The sequence below is a fragment of the Spirillospora sp. NPDC047279 genome (genome assembly GCF_040643285.1).
In the GTDB taxonomy this organism is placed as follows: domain Bacteria; phylum Actinomycetota; class Actinomycetes; order Streptosporangiales; family Streptosporangiaceae; genus Spirillospora.
This window is the reverse complement of the sequence record NZ_JBEYUA010000019.1, coordinates 123477-142526: the sequence shown is the minus strand read 5'-3', so window position 1 is coordinate 142526 and position 19050 is coordinate 123477. Positions and strand designations below refer to the sequence as shown.

Genomic DNA, 19050 nt, shown 5'->3' with positions numbered 1-19050 from the left:
TTCGCGAGTGCTCGGCTTCGAATGGTGATCAATCCGATATCCATATTGATTGAATCTTTCACCGATTCGGCGCAAGCTATCCCCCGTACCCCGGAAGCCCCGCGAACACCCAGGAACCACCCCACCCCGCCGACAGGACGCGACGACGATGTTCGAGATCTGGGAGACGAGCGAGCCTGCCAGGCTCATCAGTGACGCCGGCAGCCTCAAGGTCGCACTGGAGAAGGTCGACACCATGTGCAGGCTGCGCCACGACCAGGCCCTGGCACACGTCGGCTCGACGGGCGAGGGATATCACTTCGAGATCCGCGACGACGACGGCAAGGCGCTGGCCCGCCTGACCTACGTCCCCGACACCACCCGCGCCTACAAGAGCGTGGTGGTGGACGAGCTCCGCGGCGACAACGAGCACCCCGCCGGCTGACCGGCAAGCTGTCCGACCCTGGCCATCCAGCCCCCGGCGGCCACCAGCGCCCTTCGGCATCGCCGCAGGCCGTGGACTTTCCACCGGGCGTTCGTCCTGTTCGTAACTTGTTGACCCCTCGCTCCTCCACACCTAGTTTGACAAGCGTGCGCAGCGCGCGGTCAACGAGGAGTCGCGCCCCGCACCGCAACGTGACGCCGGAAGCACACGTATCCCCTTGAGGCGCGGAACGCGAAGGGAAACGGACATGCCCCGAGCACAGGTCATCGACATCGAAGAGGCCCGGAACCGCGACGCCGAGGACGCTCAGTACGAGAAGACCCTGAGACGCCTCTCGAAGGCCTCGGTGGACAAACACTGGGAGCCGTACACCGACATCCCCTGGGACGACCCCGAGTTCGAGATCGACCCCGACGACCCGCGCTGGATCCTGCCCGAGCTGGACCCGCTCGGCGCCCACCCCTGGTACCTGGCCCAGCCCGAGCACGTCCAGGCGAGGATCGGGCTGTGGCGGCAGGCGCAGGTCTGCAAGGTCGGCATGCAGTTCGAGAACGTGCTGAAGCGCGGGCTGCTCACCTACGCGTTCCGGCTCCCCAACGACTCGGCCGAGTTCCGGTACGTCTACCACGAGACGATCGAAGAGGGACATCACGGGATGATGTTCCAGGAGTTCGTCAACCGCAGTGACTCCCCGGTCGACGGGATGCCCCGGGCCGTGCGCGTGATGGCCGAGATCGTGCCGCCGCTCAGCCTCGTCGCGCCCTCGCTCTTCTTCTTCTGGGTGCTCGCCGGCGAGGAGCCCATCGACTACGTCCAGCGCCGCATGCTGCGCGACGGCTCCGCCCGGCACCCCCTCCTCAACAAGATCATCTCGATCCACGTGGCTGAGGAGGCCCGGCACATCTCGTTCGCCCGCCAGTTCCTGCGCCACCGCGTGCCGCGCATGCCCGGCCCGCAGCGGTTCGTCCTCAGCCTGCTGGTGCCGCCGTCGATGAAGCTCGGCGTGCTGCTCATCCTCACCCCGCCGATCGCCATGGCGCGCCAGTTCGAGATCCCCGAGCACGTCATGCGCGAGACCTACTGGGGCACCGAGCACTCGCAGAACCTCATCTCCAAGACCGTCGCCAACGTCCGCGGGCTGTGCTCGGACATCGGCCTGATCAACCCGGTCAGCAAGCAGGTCTGGCGCCTCCTCAACATCTGGGAGGACGACGGATCCTGACCCCGAGTCGTCCGCCGGGCCGCTGCAGCCGGCAGGACGCGGAAACGGGGCCTGCCGGCGTTCCTGCCGGCCTGGGACGAGCCGGGGTCTCGTCCAGAGCCCCCACGGCCGCCTGACCGTGCGAACGCCGTGTCCGCGACGCCAAAGGCCGGTGCCCGGCGGACCCCACCGCCTCACCCGTCCCCATCCCACTTCCGGGGACGGGTGAGGCGCGCACCGCGTGGACGGTGTGGAGCGAGGAACTGCGCAACACGACGGCGCAGGTCTGCGAAGCCAAATGGCCATACGGCTGAGCCGAAGGCGCGGGTGCGCCGCTGAGGTACTGCAGAGCGGGGTGAGGGGCGGATGGACCGGCGCGGTGGCAACGACGAGACCTGGGGGTGTCGGTGAGTTGCCATGGTGGCGTTCGGTGGCGTGGGAGGATGCGAGGCGTTGTGAGCGGCGAGCCTGGAGGGATCTGTGAGAGCGGCGTGGCGACGGCCTGGTCAGGCCCGGTCGGCCCCGGACGGCACCTCCGCTCCCCCGCGTACGAGAGACGAGGCCGAAGGGCTGGTCCGGCTGGCGGTCCAGGGCCTCCAGCGCGGTGACCAGGAAGTTCTGCGGCGGACCGCGGTGGAGCTGAGCGGCGAGGCGGACGACGAGCCGTGGCGGACGCTGGTCGACCGGGTCATGCTGGCCCGGCTGGAAGAGGCGGTGACCACGGCCTGGCAACGGGGCTGGCAGCCCGCCGACCTGGCCCGGTTCACCGGACGGCGCCTGGGGCGCCGCCACCAGCGGATGGCGGTCGACGCCATCGCGGCCGAGATGCGGGCCTACTCGGGCACGACCGTGGACGAGGAGTGGCGCGCGCAGCTGTCCGCGCTCGGCGCCGAGGTGTGGTGGCGCGGCGACGCCACGTTCTTCCAGGCCCGATGCGGCCGGGAGGACACCGACCGGCTGACCGTGCTGACGTCCGCGCTGGAGGTGCTGCGGCTGCTCGGGACACTCCCCCGCCTGGCGCGGATCGGCCCGCCCCCGGGCGCCGCGCCGAACGGGCGGGCGGAGACGACCCAGCGGGCCAGGGAGATCGACCAGCGCATGCTGGGCAAGGTCCGGGCGCTCCTGGCGAAGGCGGAGTCGACCGAGTTCCCGGAGGAGGCCGAGGCGCTGAGCGCCCGGGCCCAGGAGCTCATGGCACGTCACAGCATCGACCACGCGCTGCTCGCGGCCGAATCGGGCACGGGCGGCGAACCCGCCGGACGCCGCGTACCGGTCGACAACCCGTACGACTCACCGAAGGCCGTGCTGCTGACCGTCGTGGCCGAGGCGAACCGCTGCCGCGCCGTGTGGCATCGCGAGCTGGGCTTCTCCACGGTGCTCGGCTTCCCCGCCGACCTGGCCGCGGTCGAGATGTTGTTCACGTCTTTGCTGGTGCAGGCGACGACGGCGATGCTGCACACGGGGTCGCAGAAGGACGCGCTCGGCAGATCCCGGACGCGTTCGTTCCGTCATGCGTTCCTGAACGCCTACGCCGCCCGTATCGGAGAGCGGCTTCGCGGGGCGGCCGGTGAGGCGGCGACCAGGGCGGCCGCGGAGGCAGACGGGAAGGATCTTCTTCCCGTGCTCGCCGCACGCGACCGGGCCGTCGAGGAGGCGGTCGACACGATGTTCCCGAATCTCACCAGGGGCCGCGCCCGGGCGGTGTCCAACCACGAGGGCTGGGTCGCGGGGCGGGCGGCCGCCGATCTGGCCAGCCTGAACGGACGCTCCGAGGTCACCGGAGAATAGCGCCGCCGGCTGGACACCTGGTTTTTCGCCGGGGTCCCCCCGGTGGAGCAAGGGGGACGGCCGGGTCAGTCCTTCTTGCGGCGCGTGTTGCCACCACGGCCGCGCAACGGGACCCCCGCCTCCTTCAGCACGTTGTAGATGAAGCCGTACGAACGGCCGGTCTCGGCGGCCAGGTCACGGATGCTCTCCCCCGCCGCGTAGCGGGGCGCGAGCTCCGCCGCCAGCTTGGTGCGCTCGGCACCCGTCACGCGGGTGCCCCTCGCCATTGTCCGGGTCACGTGTACCTCCAGGATCGGACGTGCACTACGGGCCATTCCCGCAGCTCACAGCCTCATGATCTATCCAACGTACACATTCCCGTCAAAATGCCACCACATGCCACGCGATCGTCATCGGATCGGCCACTGGTGGACTTTTCCGTGGCACACGGCGTGTCGCTACTGGACGAACGGTCTCCACAGGGTCAGTCACCCGTCAAGAATCCCTTGCCCAACCACGAATCGAACACAAATCGAACGCCGAAGAACCACGCCTCACACTCCCATCGAACCACCGTCGAACCAACCCCGAACAACCGCCCCAACAACAACCCGCAACAGCCCGGCCCCCGCAGCACACAGCAAGGCGCAACACCGAGTGCCCCAGTGTGGGAAGACCCAGCAGAGCGCAGGCCCAGCCCGGCAGGACACCGGCTCAGCCCGCACAGCGCAGGGCCCGGCCGACAGAGTGCAGCCCCCAGCCCACGGAGCGCGGGTTCAGGCCGGGGCGAGACCGGCCAACGGGGGGCCGGGGCATCGATCAGGGTCAGGGTCAGGGGTGAGTCTCGCGCAGTCGGAGCGCGCGCTGGAGGTCGTCCAGCTGGTCTGCGAGGGTGCGGCGCAGCGCCACCGCCAGGTCGTCACGTTCAAGACACCGCGCGGCGCGGCCTGCGATGTCCTGGGTGGCGGCGTGGACCGGGAAGAGCTCGCGCCCGAGCGTCATGGCGACCACCTGGCTGCGCCTGCTCGCCGCCGGCACCTCCTCGAAGTAGCGAGCCAGGTAGGGAGCCGTGGTCTCCGGCCGGGCGGGCTGCCAGAACCCCTGGGCGACGGCCGCCAGAAGATGAGGTGACGGACCGTCCTCAGCGAACAGCAGCGTCCACGCCCGTTCCTTGCTGGCAGGGTCGGGCAGAGCAGCCCTGCAGCGCGCCGCGCCCTCCTTCCCGATCCAGCCGGGGTCACGGGCGAGCTCGGCCGCGATCTCGGACTCGCCGCCCTCGCCGAGCGCGGCGAGCTGGTGCAGGATCTGCCAGCGCAACTCCACATCAAGTTCAGGCCCGCCGGGGACCAGACCGCGACGGAGCCACTCCCTCAGGTCGTCCAGTTCGTCAGCGGCATGGGCGCTCGGGATGAGCGTCCGCACGGCGGCCAGCCGCAGGTCGGCAGAGGCATCGGGCCGTCGCAGCAGCGCCCGGCACACGTCCGTGAGAACCCCGAGCGCCTGCGCTCGGTAACCCGGCGGGACGAAGCGGTCCGCGACATGGCGCCGCGCGAACGTGAGTACGCCCTCGGCGATCGCCACCTCGTCCTCTCCCGGCAGCTGGGCCCCCACCAGCGCCAGGTAGTCGACGGCCGGCAAGTCACCGTCTCGCACCATGTCGCGGGCGGTGTTCCAGAGCACGGCCCGGGTCAGCGAGTCCTCAATCGAGGAGAGGCCTCTGGTGACGGCCCGCCAAGACTCCTCGTCCAGCCGCACCTTCGCGTAGGTCAGATCACCGTCGTTCGGCAACAGCAAGGCAGGCCGCCGCTCCACCCCGGTCAGCAAGGTCGCCCCCGAACCCACGCCCGGCGCGAGGTCCACCCCACGCCGTTCGCGCAGAACGAGCCCACGGCCGGGCACCTCGTCGTACAGTCCCACCAGAATCCGATGCGGACGTTCAGCAGCCCCATGCGCCACCGCGACGGCCGCAGTACCCCGCACACCCTCAGCATCACCCGCCGACGTCGCCGTGGCCCCACCCACGACACCCGCAGGACCACCCACCCCGGCCTTGGTCTCACCCGCAGCGGCCGTAGCCTCACAGGCGGCGACGGTGGCGTCGCCCGCGACAACCGTGGCATCTCCCAAGGCGGCCGTACCGTCCCCCGCGACGCCCCTGGCACCGGCAGCAGCGACCGCGGTGTCACCCGTAACGGCCGCCGCGCCACCCGGGGCGTCCACAGCGTCACTCGGCACAACCGCCCCATCACCCGGGGCGGCCGCCGCATCACCCTGAACGGCTGCGGTGTCTCCTATGACGCCGGTGAGCGTGTCCACACCCGTCGTGCGTAGCCAGCGGCGTGCCCACTCGCGGACGTCGCGCCCGGGGGCGGCCTTGCCGATGGCGTCGAGGAGGTCGCCGAGATCGGCGTTGGCGAAGCGATGCTCGGCGAAGTAGTCGTTCACGCCGCGGAAGAACGCGTCCTCGCCGACCCACGCGACGAGCTGCCGCAGCGCAGACGCGCCCTTGGCGTACGCGATCCCGTCGAAGTTCATCAGGGCCGCGGCCACATCGCCCAGGCTCTCGGTCGACACCGGGTGCGTGGTGGGACGCTGATCGGCGTCGTGCCCCCAGGACTTGCGGGCCACCGCGAACGCCGTCCACGGGCTGGTGAAGCGGCTGGCCACCGCGGCGACCTCGTATCCCAGGTACTCGGCGAACGACTCGCTGAGCCACAGGTCGTCCCACCACCGCATCGTCACCAGGTTGCCGAACCACATGTGCGCCATCTCGTGCGCGATGACCATCGCCCGGACCTCGCGCTGCGTGTCTGTGACGGCCGACTGGAACACGAACCGCTCGTTGAACAGCACGCATCCGGGCTTCTCGACCGCGCCCCAGTTCATCTCGGGCACGAACACCTGGTCGTACTTGCCGAACGCGTACCGCTGCTCGAACACCTCGTGATACCGGTCGAACGCGCGCCGCGTGATGCCGAAGACCTCGCCCGCATCAGCCTCCATATAGCGCGCCAGGGAACGACGGCAGTGCAGGCCCAGCCGTATGCCGTCATGCTCATCCCCGATGGAGTGGAACGCCCCTCCGGCAATGGTGACGAGCGACGTGCTGATGCGGGCGGTGGGCTCGAACTCCCAGCGCCCCTCCCCCGAGGCACGCAACGCGCCGTTGCTCAGCACCGTCCAGTGCTCCGGGGCCCGCACGGTCACCTCGAACGCGCCCTTGAGGTCGGGCTGGTCGAAGCAAGGGAACACCGCCGGCGCGTGGTCGGGCCCGCAGTTGGCGTAGACGTACACCTCTCCGTCCACCGGATCGACGAACCGGTGCACACCCTCACCCGTCCGCCCGTACGGCATGTCGGCCTCGACGAGCAGTTCGTTGTCGGCGCCCAAGCCCGTGAGCGCGAGACGCCCGCCGCGGACGACGCCCGCCGCGGACGACGTCCGCCGGGTCGAACGCCCGTCCGTTCAGCTCCACCCGCCGCACGAGGCCCGGGCGGATCTCGGCGAACGAAGCGTCCGCCACGGCGCCGAACCGGAGGACGGTACGGCAGCCGAAGACCTCCTCCCCGCGGGTGAGGTCGAGCTCGATCGAGTACGACCGGACGTCCAGCGAACGGGCCCGTTCACGAGCCTCGGCACGGGTGAGAGCGGAGGTCATGTAGAAGCCCAACGATCACGAAGGGCCCGGGGGTTCCGAGGCGAGGAGGTCCATGAGCAGCCCGTCGCGCCACTCCCCGGTGACCGGGTCGCGTTCGTACTGGCGCATGACCCCGACCGGCCTGAATCCGACCTTCTCGTAACAGCGGATCGCGGCGGCGTTGGCCGCGGAGGGGTCGATGGTCAGCCGGTGATGCCCGCGTTCCTCGATGAGCCAGCGCGCCAGGGTACGGACGGCGTCAGTGCCGAGCCCGCGCCCCTGATGGCGGGCGCTGAGGAAGACGTCGATCGACGCGTGCCGGTAGTCCGGGTCGTTCTCCTCGTCGTACTGGACGGCCCCGGCGATCTCGCCGTCCACAACGATGGCCAGCATCCCGTCGAAGTTCTCCGGGGCCGACCACCATCGCGCCACCTCGGGCTCGCGGACGATCTCACCGAGCGCCTTCACGTCCGCGTCGGCCACCGGACGCAGGACGACCGACGCCCCTCTCAGCTGGTTATCCACAGAATTCCGTTCGGCTTCCGGCGGACTTTCGGATCCTCCATTCTGGCGTGCATCGACGCAGAAAGGAGGAGCCATCCATGCGCTCCACGATCACCTTCCCCGTCCCGTCCACGACCACGTCCCGCTTCGTCGTGGCCGCCGACCAGATGCCGGCCGACGTCCGCCCGCTGGCGTACGGCCACACCTACGAGGCCCATGTCAACGGGCGCCTCGGCACACCGCAGCTGTCCATCGAACGTGCCGGACGGCTGCGCTGGGATCCCAGCCAGATCACGTCCCCTGATCCCCATCTCCGCGAGGCGGAGACCAGGCTCCGCGACGCCGAGCACCTGGCGGTCGTCACCGCCGTCGGCCCCGTCACCGACCAGCCCCGCAGCGTCCAGGTCGCCCGCGCGGCCGCGTTCGCCATCGCCCACGCCACCGGCGGCGTCGCCGCCGACCTCGTCACCGGCCACATCCTGGAGCCTCGCGCCGACGAACGCCCGCGCTTCGTCCTCGCCGACGCCTGGCTCGGCGACGTCCTCCCGCCCCAACGCGCCAACGGCCGCTGCACAGCCCCCGAGCCCGACCACGACCCCGAGGGCGTCAACGGATGCGCCTGCGTCCGCCTGATGACCCGCGGTCTGCGCCGCTTCGGCCTGCCCGAGCTCCAGATCTCCGACATCGCCTGCCCGCACGACCACACCGCGCTCAACGTCCTGCGCGCCACCGCCCGCCGCCTGCTCACCGACCACTGGTCCTGGCTGACCACCGGCCCCGCCGACCGCGCCCGCACGATCGACGCCGACCTCCCCCTCAGCACCGGCGACTACCACGACTTCTGGGGCGACTCCCCCGCCACCACCCCCGAGACCGCCTTCCACGTCCACCTCACTCCCGTCACCCCTCGCCTCATCGCGGTGGGCCCGCCCGAAGACTTCCCCGGCACGTCCAACGACTGGCTCTGGAGCGAAGCCCTCCCCACCGCCCTCCACACCCCCACAACCATCCCCACAGCCGCCTGACGCAAGGCAGACCGCAGCCGCCAAGGTCTGGCCTCCCACCACCTGCCCCACGCCGTCGGGCGGCGTGCGCGCCAGCGGCGTCCTGGACCGGATCTTCGCGCCCGGCCCGGGATCACCCTGCTGCCGGTGCCGTTCCTCCACACCACCGGATGTCACTCGGTCCCGATCACCCAGCTCTGCAGGGCGGCACCGCCGTCCTTGCCTGCGCTCGCTCAGAGGCATCATCACCCGCCGCACCCCATATGCCCCCGTCCCCCACCGGCACATGCCCCCATCGCCGTGTGCCCTCCTCCGCCACCCGTCGTGCCGGTCGCCCATCCGGCCGCAGAGCCTTCAGGAACGTGTCGAGGCGCTCACGGGAGTCGAATCCGAGCACGATCGGCAGCACGTAGGCGTCCCGGCCGTTTCTCGGCCGCCATAAGGTGGTGGAAGAAGACGCCCTCCTGGACCAGGCCAGCGGGTACACGTCCGCGATGTTGGCGGCGCGCCCTCGACGGCGCCAGCCGACCGCTCGATCTCGGCTGCTCCCTCCACTACGACGAGAGCCATGCATCCAGCCTCGGAGAGCCACCTCACCACCCGTCCGCGCCGAGCCCCTAACCACGTATCCGACCGCCCAGACCTTCAACTCCGCCAGACAAGCACTCATCCCCGACCGCGCCCCACCCCACCCAAAGGCCTGCGCACGCCTGCGCTTGCCCGACCACAGAAACGCGACCCACGACCTGTTCGCGCGGCCTCCCGCGACGGAGTTCGTGTCCTCAACGTCAACACGATAGGACCCAATGCGCCCGGAGGCCGTCGGCGCCGAAGCGGCGGCTGGGCGCCCACCAGACCAACCGGTACCCGAGGTGATGATCCCGCTCGGGGTTCGAGCTGTGGGAGCGGCTGGCCAGATCGGAGGCCTGCTGCGAGGCCCGCAACCACACCACATGTCAAACACGGATCGTCGCCTCACGGGAGTCGCCCACGAAACGACCGGTCCCCCTCGCCCGCTCTCCAACCCAGCCTCAGGCCCCGGCAAGGGCCGGACGTTTCACCCGCCATATCAACGCATAAAGCGTCAGCCCGAGAGCGAGGCCGGCGACAGCGCCCTCAACTCCGCTGGCCAGGGTCATGTGCAGGGTGCGTGGAACGTCCGGCTGGTTGATGAGGGTGGCCGCGCCCAGCAGCCCTCCCGCGACACCGAACGCGAACAAAGCACTGACCACGGTCAACGCGAGCCGGGTCGGCAACCGGCCAGGCATCTCCACCACTTCGGCGGCGCGCAACCACCTGACCGTCCACCACAGGACGATCACCGCCCCACCCACCCCGCTGAGGTATTGAAGCCACCGAAACAGCTCCAAACCGGCCCACGAGGTCGTGACCAACCACGGCAGCACGCCCGCGAAGCTGTGATGGCGATGTGTGAACGCGTCCCACAGCACATGAGTACCCGCCCCGATCGCGATCGCCAGCGGCGCCCACATGACCATCGCGCGGGTGAGCCCGCCGGCGGGCGCGGCCAAGCGCCGATGCAGCCACTCCGGGGCGAGTACCAGCACCGGCCGCTTCCAGACCAGGTGAAATACCGCGAATGAGAGGAGTCCCAGCACCACATCGATGGTGACGATCCCGAGCGGCACATGCGTCGCCTCGCGAAGCTCACCCTGCAAGCCGACGAAGTACGGCAGGTCAGGCACCATCGAACCGACCACCAGCGCAGACGGCGCGAGCCGCCCGCGCGCAAGCGGGATGACCGCGGCCGGATGGCTGAACGTGAACGGCATCCGCCATGCCTACGGCATACGAGAGGGAACGATCAAGAGCCCGTCAGCGATCGTCCCTCAGCACCGGCTTCACATCCACGACCGGCGTCCCGTTCACCGCCTCGATGGCCGACACCCGCACCCGCAATCCATCGACCGCGGTGATCGTCACCCGGTGCAGTCCCACCGGGTTCGGCCGGTCCGCCGATCGTGTGCTGAACACCCCCCTGACCGGCCTGCTCACGTCGTCCCGAGGATGAACGGCCAGCACGTCCCGCCGTGCCCGATCGAGCCAGGTGAGCACCAGCACCTCCGAACCCACTTCCAGGTCCGCCAGCCCCGCCGCGACCTCTTCCTCGAACACCAGCCAAGCCTCAGGCGCCCCCTCATCCCCTTGCTTCGGCGCCGCCTCCAGCTCAACCAACCCAGACTCCACCCGCCCAATGGGCCGGATCTCGAACACCTCACCCACCTCCCTCAGATCAACGTTCCTCCGCCACCCACACCACCCAACCCCACCGCCTCTCAACCCCAATCACCCCTCAACTCGCCGCCCCACACCACGCCCGCCCCCACCTCAACAGCACCTTCACCACGCAGCGGCGACCAACTCGCCCGCCCACGCCCCGGCCACGCGCATCGGCGCACCAGAATGCGCCCTTCGGAGAGTGGTCCACCAGCCGGGTAAGGTCCCAGCAGCGCAACGGAAGGCCCGCATCAACGTCCCCCGCGCCGGAGACCCGCACCTCGGCGTAGACATCGCCGACGCTCGAGGCCACACCCCCCAAGCTCACCGGCACCTGCTCGCCCACCGCCCGCCAGCACGTCACCCGAGGCGCGTCACCACAGGCACGGCACCCCGGCGCACAGCCCCGGCGCACGGGGCACGGGGCTCAGGCACGGCGCACGGGCAGGGGGCACGGGCACGGCACACGGGCACGGCACACGGGGCCGGGCACAGCGCACGGGCAGGGGCCGGGCACAGCGCACGGGCAGGGGCCGGGCACGGCGCACGCGGCACGGACGGCGCACGGGGCACGGGGCACGGCGCACGGCGCACGGCGCACGGCGCACGGCGCACGGCGCACGGCGCACGGGGCACGGGGTTCAGGCACGGCGCACGGGCACGGCGCACGGGCAGGGGCCGGGCACGGCGCACGCGGCACGGACGGCGCACGGCGCACGGCGCACGGCGCACGGCGCACGGGGCACGGGGTTCAGGCACGGCGCACGGGCACGGCGCACGGGCCCGGGCACGGGGCACGGGGGCACGGCGCACAGGGGCACGGCGCACAGGGGCACGGCGGACGGGCCACCAGCGCATGGGCTCGTCACCGATTCGCAGGCGCTCGCCCTTCCCATTCGCCTCGGCGGCCACGCCTGAAGCAACCTCGCCTCCTGGGCGGCCACGCCGGGGCAACGGCGATTCGCCGGGTCGGCCCGACCTCACCGTGCTCCGCCCACTCCCTCACGTTCGTCTCGCGATGGGGTTTTGGGCGAGTGTTGCCCGGGGCGAGAGGGGGCTCGTACGGTCGGGTGGGGCGCGCGGGTACGGCGAGAAGGAGTCGCGGCGATGGACACGTTGGACGTGGCGCGGGTCACGAGCAGGAGGGCCCGGCGAACCGCGGCGTTCATGCATCGGAGGCTGCGGCCGCGGATGACCGGCGGCGAGATCACTCCGCAGGCGCTGCGGCGGCTGGCGAACCTGGAGCGGATGGCGGCTCTCGCGCCGGTGCCTCGTGGTGTAAGGCTGCGCCGGGTGCAGTTCGACGGGTTCCGTGGCGAGTGGGTCACCGCGCCGGGCGTGTCGTCGGGCAACCGCGCGGTGCTCTACTTCCATGGCGGCGGCTTCGTGTGCTGCGGGCTCGCCACGCACCGGCGCATGATCGCGCAGATCTCGGCGGCCACCGGCATGCCGGTGTTGTCGATCGCGTACCGGCAGCTGCCCGAGGTGCCGGTCGCGGGATCGGTCGCCGACTGCGTCACCGCGTACCGCCAGCTCCTGGCCCACGGGTACGCACCGGAGAACGTGGTGATCGCGGGCGACTCGGCGGGCGGGTTCCTCGCGTTCGCCGCGACGCTCCGCGCCGTCGAGCAAACCGGCGGGGGTCGTCGGCCTGTCCCCCTGGCTGGACCTGGACTGCACCGCAAAGATCGCCCACGCGAACGCGGCGCTCGACCCGTTCATCGTGGCGGACCAGATGGCGAAGCTCGCCGAGTTGCTCGTCGAGGGCGTCATCCCACCCGATCCGGCGATCTCGCCGCTGACGTGCGACCTGTCGATGTTGCCTCCGGCCCTCGTCCAGTGCGGGTCGATCGAGGTCCTGCGGTGCGACGCCGAGCTCATGGCCGAGGCCATGGAACGGGCGGGCGTGGACTGCCGCCTCCAGATCTGGGAGGGGCAGATCCACGTCTTCCAGGCGTTCTCCGCGTTCATCCCGGAGGCCCGGCCGGCGATCGGGCAGATCGGTGAATTCGTCCGGGAGAGAACCGCGCAGAGAGCGCGGCACGCGGCCTGATCCACCATGAGCGGCACAGTGATTACCCAACGTGGCCATATTCGAGTCACCCTGATTGACCCCCACCCCTGACACCCCGGCGCCCTGAGGTGGAGGAATGACGAAAGAGCCCGCTGGGGTCGGGGGTGCGCGGCGGCTTGCACGGCTGTAATTCCACAGATCTACTGTGACCGTTCTGCAACGCTGCGTAGCCGAGGCGACTACGATCGGCGTCTTGACGGTGACCACCGCGACTCCCCCGGGGCGAAGATGAACCGCTTCCTCGCAGATCCAAGACTCGCCGATGCTCTCCGCTGCGCGTGCGGGTTGCTGGGCTGCGCGACGGTGGCCAGTGTGGTGACCTTCGGCGTCCCTTCGCCGGCGCGTGCCGACGGCGAACGGACGGAACGCAGATGGTCGGCACCGACCTCGTCGCGACCGCTCACGCCTCCCATTCCGACCGTCTGCCGCCAAGCCGAACAGTGGGACTGGTACACGGCGCAGGTCTGCAAAGAAGCGTGGACCGCGATGTACGGGGCGCAGCGCCGCGAGCGCCCCGGCCGGGCGGACGCCCGGCGCATGAACAACGGCGGCACCCCCGCGCCACCGTCCCCGCCTTCCTCGCCGCGACCGCCCAGCAAGCCCAGCCCACGTCCCGTCGTCCCGAACGTGCCGACCGGTCTGCCGACCCAGTCGTCGGTCGGAGGCGCACCCGCGTCCCCTCCCGTCAAGAAGCAGGCGGGCGGCGAGATGCCGCAGACGTCCTCGATGCAGCCGTTCCTGCTGCTCGGGCTGCTGTTGCCGGCGCTCCTCGCGGTGGGGTATCCGTTCCGGCGCAGGATCTACGCGGTGGCAGGTGCGGCGTTGTTCGCTCCGGCGATTTCGGGTGAGGCCGAGAACGAACACACTGTGCATTTCACTTACCGGCCGGCGATCGACCCGTTCGCCGCTCCCGCCATCGGGCTGGCCGGCCCGGGAGCCGCCGACACCGCGCGCGTGCTCGCCCTGGCCGCCCTTGAGGAGTGCCAGGACGCGCTGCTGGTGATCCCCCGTCCCGACGCCATCGCCCTCTTCGGCCTCTCCGAGGACGAACTCCTCGACGAGAACACCGACGGGATCTTCATCCCGGGCAACCTCGACGCGGCCCTGGCCTACCTCGAAACCGAACTCGCCGTCCGCCAGGGATCCGGCAACACCCGGGCACGCCGCCTGCTCATCGTCGCGGACTGCGAGAAGGAGTCCGCGCGAATCGCAGACCTCCTCAACCGGCCGGGCGAAGTCTCGGCCGTATTGCTGGGCGAATGGCCCGGTGACCAGGTCACCGTGAACGAGAACGGCTTGGTCGCGGCGCCGCCGAACCTGACCGGCAGCCTCCCCCAGCGCCTTCCCGCAATGTCCCGAAGCGAGGCCCGCGACCGCCTCCACGCCGCTCTCGCCCACCAACACCGCAAGCCCACCCGCCGCTCCTCCCACCACCGCTGACCACCCACCCCAGGCAGCCCACCCAACAGTTCGTCCTGCACTAACAGCCGTACCGGCGGCACAGCGGAACCTTGAGGCAGGCGGTCAGGTCTCCCTTCGATCCGCGGACAACCTGCGCACCGCGGAGCAATACGTGCTGGCCGCCCGGCTGTTCAACGAGCCGGTCGGGGCCGTAGACGAACTGGTGCTGGGCAAGAGACCATCGCCCGCTACGGTCGTTACGGCCTTCTCTGTATCGATGAACTGGGCCATCTCTAGCTCGACAAACGCGGCGCCGACGTCCTCTGCCAGGTTCTGACCGACGGCGAGGAAACCGCAAGTGTCGCCATCGCCCCCAACGGTTGGCTTTGGAGGCTGAATCAAGACGTTCACCGATCCTCGCCTCTGCGGCGCCATCGTGGACCGACTCATCTTCAAAGTCACCATCATCGAGACCGGCACCGACTCCGAGCGGCTCGCCCAACTCGAGCACATCAGACGTCTACGACGTCACAACGACGATCAACCTCGATACGGGACCACAACACCGCGTCGCGCAAGCTGGACAACGCCAGGGAAAGGCACACCTCGGCACTCGCACCATCAGCTCGAATCCCGTGACGCAACGGTCCGCCATTGGCTGCGAAGGTCCACGCGGGTCGCCCCTCTGCCAGCCTCTCGGGATCCACCCTGATCATGGTGTTCACCCTGTGCTCTGCCAACCACTCCAAGATGAGCAGCACCGCATTCGATGCCGCTATCCCGGTCAATCTCCGGCCACCGGCCCTTGCGCCCCGTCACGGGCAGGACCCTACAGAACCGACCACACAGCCAAGTGGGACCGAAAACTCACCCCGAAGGTAGGGCCACTAATCATCCTTGAAACTTGTGCAGCGACACCTCGGTGATATCTAGCTTGTGCTTGGAGATCAGCCCGAGGAGCAGGTCGAACGGGCCCTCGAAGTCGTCCAGGTGGACCTGGAAACCGCCGGACTGCTCGGAGCCCGGCTCCGCCGACGTCCTACCCACGTCGCTCACGCTAGCGGGGGCCACCCTCGCCCTACCTCGTTCCGGCCGTGTGATCTGTTGGTGAACGCCCAGGTCACGCGCGACTCAGACGCCGTCGCGAAGGCGAAAACCGCGCAGCCCCGCGCGGATCGTCCCGCAGCGTGGTGCGCCACGGGTGCGGTGCTGAGCCTCAACACCTCCACCACACCGGAGGTCTTCGCCGTCCACCAGACACCCACAGGTGTCAACAACGTCCATGGTCAGTACACCTAGGTGGTTGCTAGGTCGGTCAGGCGGGTGCGCTGGTCTTCGGTGAGGTGGAGATCGGCTGCGGCGACGTTCTCCTCCAGGTGGGCGAGGGTGCTGGTGCCGGGGATCGGGAGCATGACGGGAGAACGGTCGAGGAGCCAGGCGAGGCCCACCTGAGCCTCGGTGGCGTTCAGTTCGGCGGCGACGGCGGCGATCTCCTTTGCCGTGGCCGAGGCCACGGGGAGGACGGGACGCCAGGGGAGGAAGGCGATCCCCGCGGCGGTGCAGGCGTCGAGGACGGCCTCGTGCTCGCGGTCGAGCATGTTGTAGCGGTTCTGCACGCTGGCGATGTCGACGATCCTCCGGGCCTGCTCGAGCTCGGCGACGGTGACCTCGGAGAGGCCGATGTGGCCGATCTTGCCCTCGTCCTGGAGGTCGCGGAGGGTGCCGAGCTGGTCGGCGAGCGGGGTCTCCGGGTCGATGCGGTGGAGCTGGAGCAGGTCGAGGCGTTCGACCCGCAGCCGGCGCAGACCCTGCTCGACCTGGTCGCGGAGGAACTCCGGCCGCCCGTTGAGGGTCGCTTCGTTCGGCGGAACGGGCGGCGCCACGCCGACCTTGGTCGCGATGAGCAGGTCGTCGGGGTAGGGGTACAGCGCCTCGGCGAGCAGCTCCTCGTTCGCGCCCCATCCGTACATGTGCGCCGTGTCGATCAGGGTGACGCCGAGCTCGACCGCGCGCCGGGCGACGGCGATCGAGGCATCGCGGGCGTCCCCGGGCCGGGTCGGGAGTTGCATCGCGCCGAAGCCGAGCCTGCCGACGCCGATCTCGCCGCCGATCCGGAACGTGCTTGTCATCGTGTGTTTCCGTCCTTTCGTCGTGAACGACCGTAGCCGGATGCGGATCGCTGATCGTGGCCCTGGGAGGGCCAGCCTCAGGGCCAGAGGCCGCGCGGCGCGAGGTCGGCCGCGCGGCCGGGAAGCGCGGCCAGGTCAGGCGGGACGGGCAATGAGGTCCCGGGCGGCCTCCAGCGAACGGAGGGCCCGGCCGGGGGCGGCGGAGTCGGGCGGGTCGTCCAGGGCGCGGTCGAGGTAGGCCGTACATCGCAGGAGCCAGCCGCGCAGGATGTCCTCGGAACGGCTCTCGGCCTTGCGGGCCCGTTCGAGGGCGAGGCGCTGCTGTTCTTCGCGTCCCCGTTCGGCGAGACTCTCGTCCGCCGCGATCGCGCGAACGTCGGCGAGGGCGTAGCGGCCCAGCTGGTCGCTGGGCAGGTCGCGTTCGGCGGCGACGCGGTTGAACAGGGCGAGGGGCCAGTCGAGGATCGTGGCGGCGCCGCGGGCGTCGACGGTGTCGGCCAGCGGGCCCTTGCGGGCGTTCACGACGTCGGCGACGGTCTGCGGGTGGAGGGCGTCGAGGTCGCGGAGCAGGTAGATCGGGTGCTCCTGGAAGCGGCCGATCACGGTGAGGTCACCGCGTGCCACCAGGATCTCGATGTCGGCGCGCTCGACGTCGAGCGCCACGCGCACGGCGAGGCGGAGGGCGGCCTTGAGCCCGCCGACCGGTGGTTCGTCGCCGAACGCGGCGCGGATGCGTTCGGTGCGGCCGTCGCTCTCGGCGGCGAGGGCGGCGGACCAGCGGCGGCCGGCGATGTCGGGCTCGGGGAGCAGGCCGTGTTCGCGGGCGAGCCGCACCTGCCAGGTGCTGAGGCCGAGCTTGGTGGCCATCTGGCGGAGGCCGTACTCGTTCTGGCCGGTGATGAGGGTGACGGGCATGTGATGCCTCCTTCGTGTGGGGTCCGCGAGCAGGATCGTTCACCGTCCGTAGCCGATCCAGTGGAATCCCGTTCTGTGGATAACCCGGTCGTGGCAGGCTGGGATCATGAACGTCGACAGGCTGGCGCTGGGGCTGGCCGCCGTGGGCCGCCCCGCGTACATCAATCTGGGACGCGCGGCGGAGTTGCCCGCCGAGCGGTCCGTGGACGCGATGCGAGCGGCGACGTGGCGCCTGCTGGACGCGGGCTACGCGGCCGGGATCCGCTGGGTGGACGCGGCGCGGTCGTACGGCCGGGCGGAGGAGTTCCTCGGGAGCTGGCTGGCCGGGCGCGGGCACTCGGACGTGGCGGTCTCCAGCAAGTGGGGCTACGCGTACGTCGGGGACTGGCGCATGGACGCCGACGTGCACGAGGTCAAGGAGCACAGCCTGGCAAGGTTCCGCGAGCAGTACGAGGAGACGCGGCGGCTGCTCGGGCAGCACCTTGGCCTGTACCAGGTGCATTCGCTGACGGCCGACAGTCCGTTGTTCGGGGACGCGGCGTTGCAGGCGTCCCTTGCCGGGCTCGCCGCGGAGGGCGTTCGGGTGGGCTTCTCCACGTCCGGGCCACGGCAGGCGGAGACGGTGCTGAAGGGGTTCGAGCTGGAGGTGGACGGGCAGGCGGTGTTCAGCGCGGTCCAGTCCACGTGGAATCTCCTGGAGCCATCGGTGGCTCGGGCCCTCGTCCAGGTGCCGGAGGGGTCGCTGATCCTCGTGAAGGAGGCGCTGGCCAACGGGAGGCTGGCCGTACGGCCTCCGGAGGCGCTCGCGGCCGTCGCCGACGTTCACGGAGTCGGCCCGGACGCGGTCGCGCTGGCGGCGGCCCTGAGGCAAGGCTGGGCGGACCGGGTGCTCGTGGGGGCGGTCAGTGAGGCCCAGCTGGAGTCGAACCTCGCCGCGCTCACGCTCGACCTGACCGAGGGTGAGGTGGCCGACCTCGCCGAGTTGGCCCTACCGGCGGAGCAGTACTGGGCTGAACGTTCCGCCCTCGCCTGGGCCTAGAGGCCTTCGGCCAGGGCGTTCCAGAAGGCGGTCTCGTAGGCGTGGAGCATCCGGGCCGCCAGGGCCGCGTCCTCGGGGCGTTCCCCGGCCGCCAGGCCCGCGGCGACCACGTCGGCGGCCTGGTCGGCGAATCCGGGCGGCGCCTCGGCGAAGAAGGCGAAGAACCCCACCGCGCGCTCGTCCATGCCGTACCGGCCGCGCAGGGCCTCGGCCACGCGTCCGCAGTAGGCGCCCCACTCCTCCAGGTTGGCAAGCATGGCCAGGGCGACTTCCGAGGACGCCCCGAAGGCGGCGCGCTGCGCGAGGTAGGCCGGATAGGTCTGCGCCAGCGGTTTCGGCTCATACGCGATGAGATCTTTGTCACTCAGCCCGAGGGCCGCGGCGAAATCCTGGAGGAGCACGAACGCCTCGTTCTCGCCTTGTGCAAGGCCCAGGAAAAAGGCACCGGCGGGCGCCTCCGGAAAACGCGAGGCGAGCAGGGCGAAGCTGCGCCGGTCACTGCCGACGATGCGGAATTCCTCGCCGGCCAGCCAGGCCAGCCGTTCAGGCGGAACTTCTCCGGCCTCCAGCAGCTCCAGGAAGCGGTTCGGGCCGACCGAGGCGGCGATGTCGGCACGGGAGCGTGCGACGAGCTCGGCGGCGAGGTCATCGGCCATACCTCCAGGTGAGCATCCCGCAGACGCAGGGTCAACCGACCGTCCGGCGGCGACCGCCGCC

At 70.6% G+C, this 19050-nt stretch carries 15 protein-coding genes and 2 pseudogenes; 8 read left to right on the top strand and 9 right to left on the bottom strand.

Annotation, left to right across the window (positions count from 1 at the left end; genetic code table 11):
• The first annotated feature begins 148 nt into the window (after positions 1 to 148).
• The 3 genes from ABZ810_RS38330 to ABZ810_RS38320 all read left to right on the top strand — a co-directional run bounded on the left by ABZ810_RS38330 (position 149) and on the right by ABZ810_RS38320 (position 3413).
• The gene (locus tag ABZ810_RS38330; protein WP_358411766.1) at positions 149 to 424 is read left to right on the top strand and encodes a hypothetical protein; all 276 of its coding nucleotides are present in this window, start codon (positions 149 to 151) and stop codon (positions 422 to 424) included.
• A gap of 247 nt (positions 425 to 671) precedes the next feature.
• The gene (locus ABZ810_RS38325; RefSeq protein ID WP_358411765.1) at positions 672 to 1646 is read left to right on the top strand and encodes a diiron oxygenase; all 975 of its coding nucleotides are present in this window, start codon (positions 672 to 674) and stop codon (positions 1644 to 1646) included.
• A 459-nt stretch (positions 1647 to 2105) separates the two neighbouring features.
• Positions 2106 to 3413 carry a DUF2786 domain-containing protein gene (locus ABZ810_RS38320; protein ID WP_358411763.1) on the top strand — a complete coding sequence of 436 codons (1308 nt, stop codon included), beginning with the start codon at positions 2106 to 2108 and terminating at the stop codon, positions 3411 to 3413.
• Between the two features lie 65 nt (positions 3414 to 3478).
• On the opposite strand, the gene ABZ810_RS38315 is transcribed toward ABZ810_RS38320, so the two are convergent.
• From ABZ810_RS38315 to aac(6'), 3 genes are all read right to left on the bottom strand, one after another.
• Positions 3479 to 3691, bottom strand: coding sequence for a helix-turn-helix domain-containing protein (locus ABZ810_RS38315; protein WP_358411762.1), 213 nt, complete (start codon positions 3689 to 3691; stop codon positions 3479 to 3481).
• Between the two features lie 532 nt (positions 3692 to 4223).
• Positions 4224 to 6782, bottom strand: coding sequence for a M1 family aminopeptidase (locus ABZ810_RS38310; protein ID WP_358411761.1), 2559 nt, complete (start codon positions 6780 to 6782; stop codon positions 4224 to 4226).
• A gap of 283 nt (positions 6783 to 7065) precedes the next feature.
• Positions 7066 to 7554 carry an aminoglycoside 6'-N-acetyltransferase gene (gene aac(6') / locus ABZ810_RS38305; protein WP_358411759.1) on the bottom strand — a complete coding sequence of 163 codons (489 nt, stop codon included), beginning with the start codon at positions 7552 to 7554 and terminating at the stop codon, positions 7066 to 7068.
• Positions 7555 to 7631: 77 nt separating this feature from the next.
• Between aac(6') and ABZ810_RS38300 the strand changes: the two genes are divergently transcribed.
• Positions 7632 to 8558 carry a hypothetical protein gene (locus ABZ810_RS38300; protein WP_358411758.1) on the top strand — a complete coding sequence of 309 codons (927 nt, stop codon included), beginning with the start codon at positions 7632 to 7634 and terminating at the stop codon, positions 8556 to 8558.
• Between the two features lie 1010 nt (positions 8559 to 9568).
• Here ABZ810_RS38300 and ABZ810_RS38295 read toward each other — a convergent pair.
• Complete coding sequence (locus ABZ810_RS38295; RefSeq protein ID WP_358411756.1) at positions 9569 to 10330, bottom strand: DUF4184 family protein; 762 nt, start codon at positions 10328 to 10330, stop codon at positions 9569 to 9571.
• Positions 10331 to 10373: 43 nt separating this feature from the next.
• A complete protein-coding gene (tsaA, locus tag ABZ810_RS38290; protein WP_358411754.1) occupies positions 10374 to 10772 on the bottom strand; it encodes a tRNA (N6-threonylcarbamoyladenosine(37)-N6)-methyltransferase TrmO in 399 nt (132 codons plus the stop codon).
• A 1110-nt stretch (positions 10773 to 11882) separates the two neighbouring features.
• On the opposite strand from tsaA, the pseudogene ABZ810_RS38285 reads away from it, so the two are divergent.
• A pseudogene (locus ABZ810_RS38285) lies at positions 11883 to 12828 on the top strand (alpha/beta hydrolase).
• 729 nt (positions 12829 to 13557) lie between these two features.
• Positions 13558 to 14289 (top strand): hypothetical protein, encoded by a 732-nt coding sequence (locus ABZ810_RS38280; RefSeq protein WP_358411753.1) that lies wholly within the window; start codon positions 13558 to 13560, stop codon positions 14287 to 14289.
• 864 nt (positions 14290 to 15153) lie between these two features.
• Here the strand turns inward: ABZ810_RS38280 and ABZ810_RS38275 are convergent.
• Positions 15154 to 15297: pseudogene (locus ABZ810_RS38275) on the bottom strand (segregation/condensation protein A); the annotation flags it as partial.
• A 60-nt stretch (positions 15298 to 15357) separates the two neighbouring features.
• Here ABZ810_RS38275 and ABZ810_RS38270 point away from each other — a divergent pair.
• Positions 15358 to 15549: a hypothetical protein gene (locus ABZ810_RS38270; protein ID WP_358411751.1), complete on the top strand. Its 192-nt coding sequence runs from the start codon at positions 15358 to 15360 to the stop codon at positions 15547 to 15549.
• Here the strand turns inward: ABZ810_RS38270 and ABZ810_RS38265 are convergent.
• Entirely contained in the window at positions 15546 to 16379 is an 834-nt protein-coding gene (locus tag ABZ810_RS38265) for an aldo/keto reductase (protein ID WP_358411749.1), read from the bottom strand. The two genes, ABZ810_RS38270 and ABZ810_RS38265, sit on opposite strands and share 4 nt — an antisense overlap.
• A gap of 135 nt (positions 16380 to 16514) precedes the next feature.
• Positions 16515 to 17294, bottom strand: coding sequence for a hypothetical protein (locus ABZ810_RS38260; RefSeq protein WP_358411747.1), 780 nt, complete (start codon positions 17292 to 17294; stop codon positions 16515 to 16517).
• Between the two features lie 106 nt (positions 17295 to 17400).
• On the opposite strand from ABZ810_RS38260, the gene ABZ810_RS38255 reads away from it, so the two are divergent.
• Positions 17401 to 18333 carry an aldo/keto reductase gene (locus ABZ810_RS38255; RefSeq protein WP_358411745.1) on the top strand — a complete coding sequence of 311 codons (933 nt, stop codon included), beginning with the start codon at positions 17401 to 17403 and terminating at the stop codon, positions 18331 to 18333.
• Here the strand turns inward: ABZ810_RS38255 and ABZ810_RS38250 are convergent.
• A complete protein-coding gene (locus tag ABZ810_RS38250) occupies positions 18330 to 18989 on the bottom strand; it encodes a hypothetical protein (RefSeq protein ID WP_358411743.1) in 660 nt (219 codons plus the stop codon). The two genes, ABZ810_RS38255 and ABZ810_RS38250, sit on opposite strands and share 4 nt — an antisense overlap.
• Positions 18990 to 19050 lie beyond the last annotated feature (61 nt).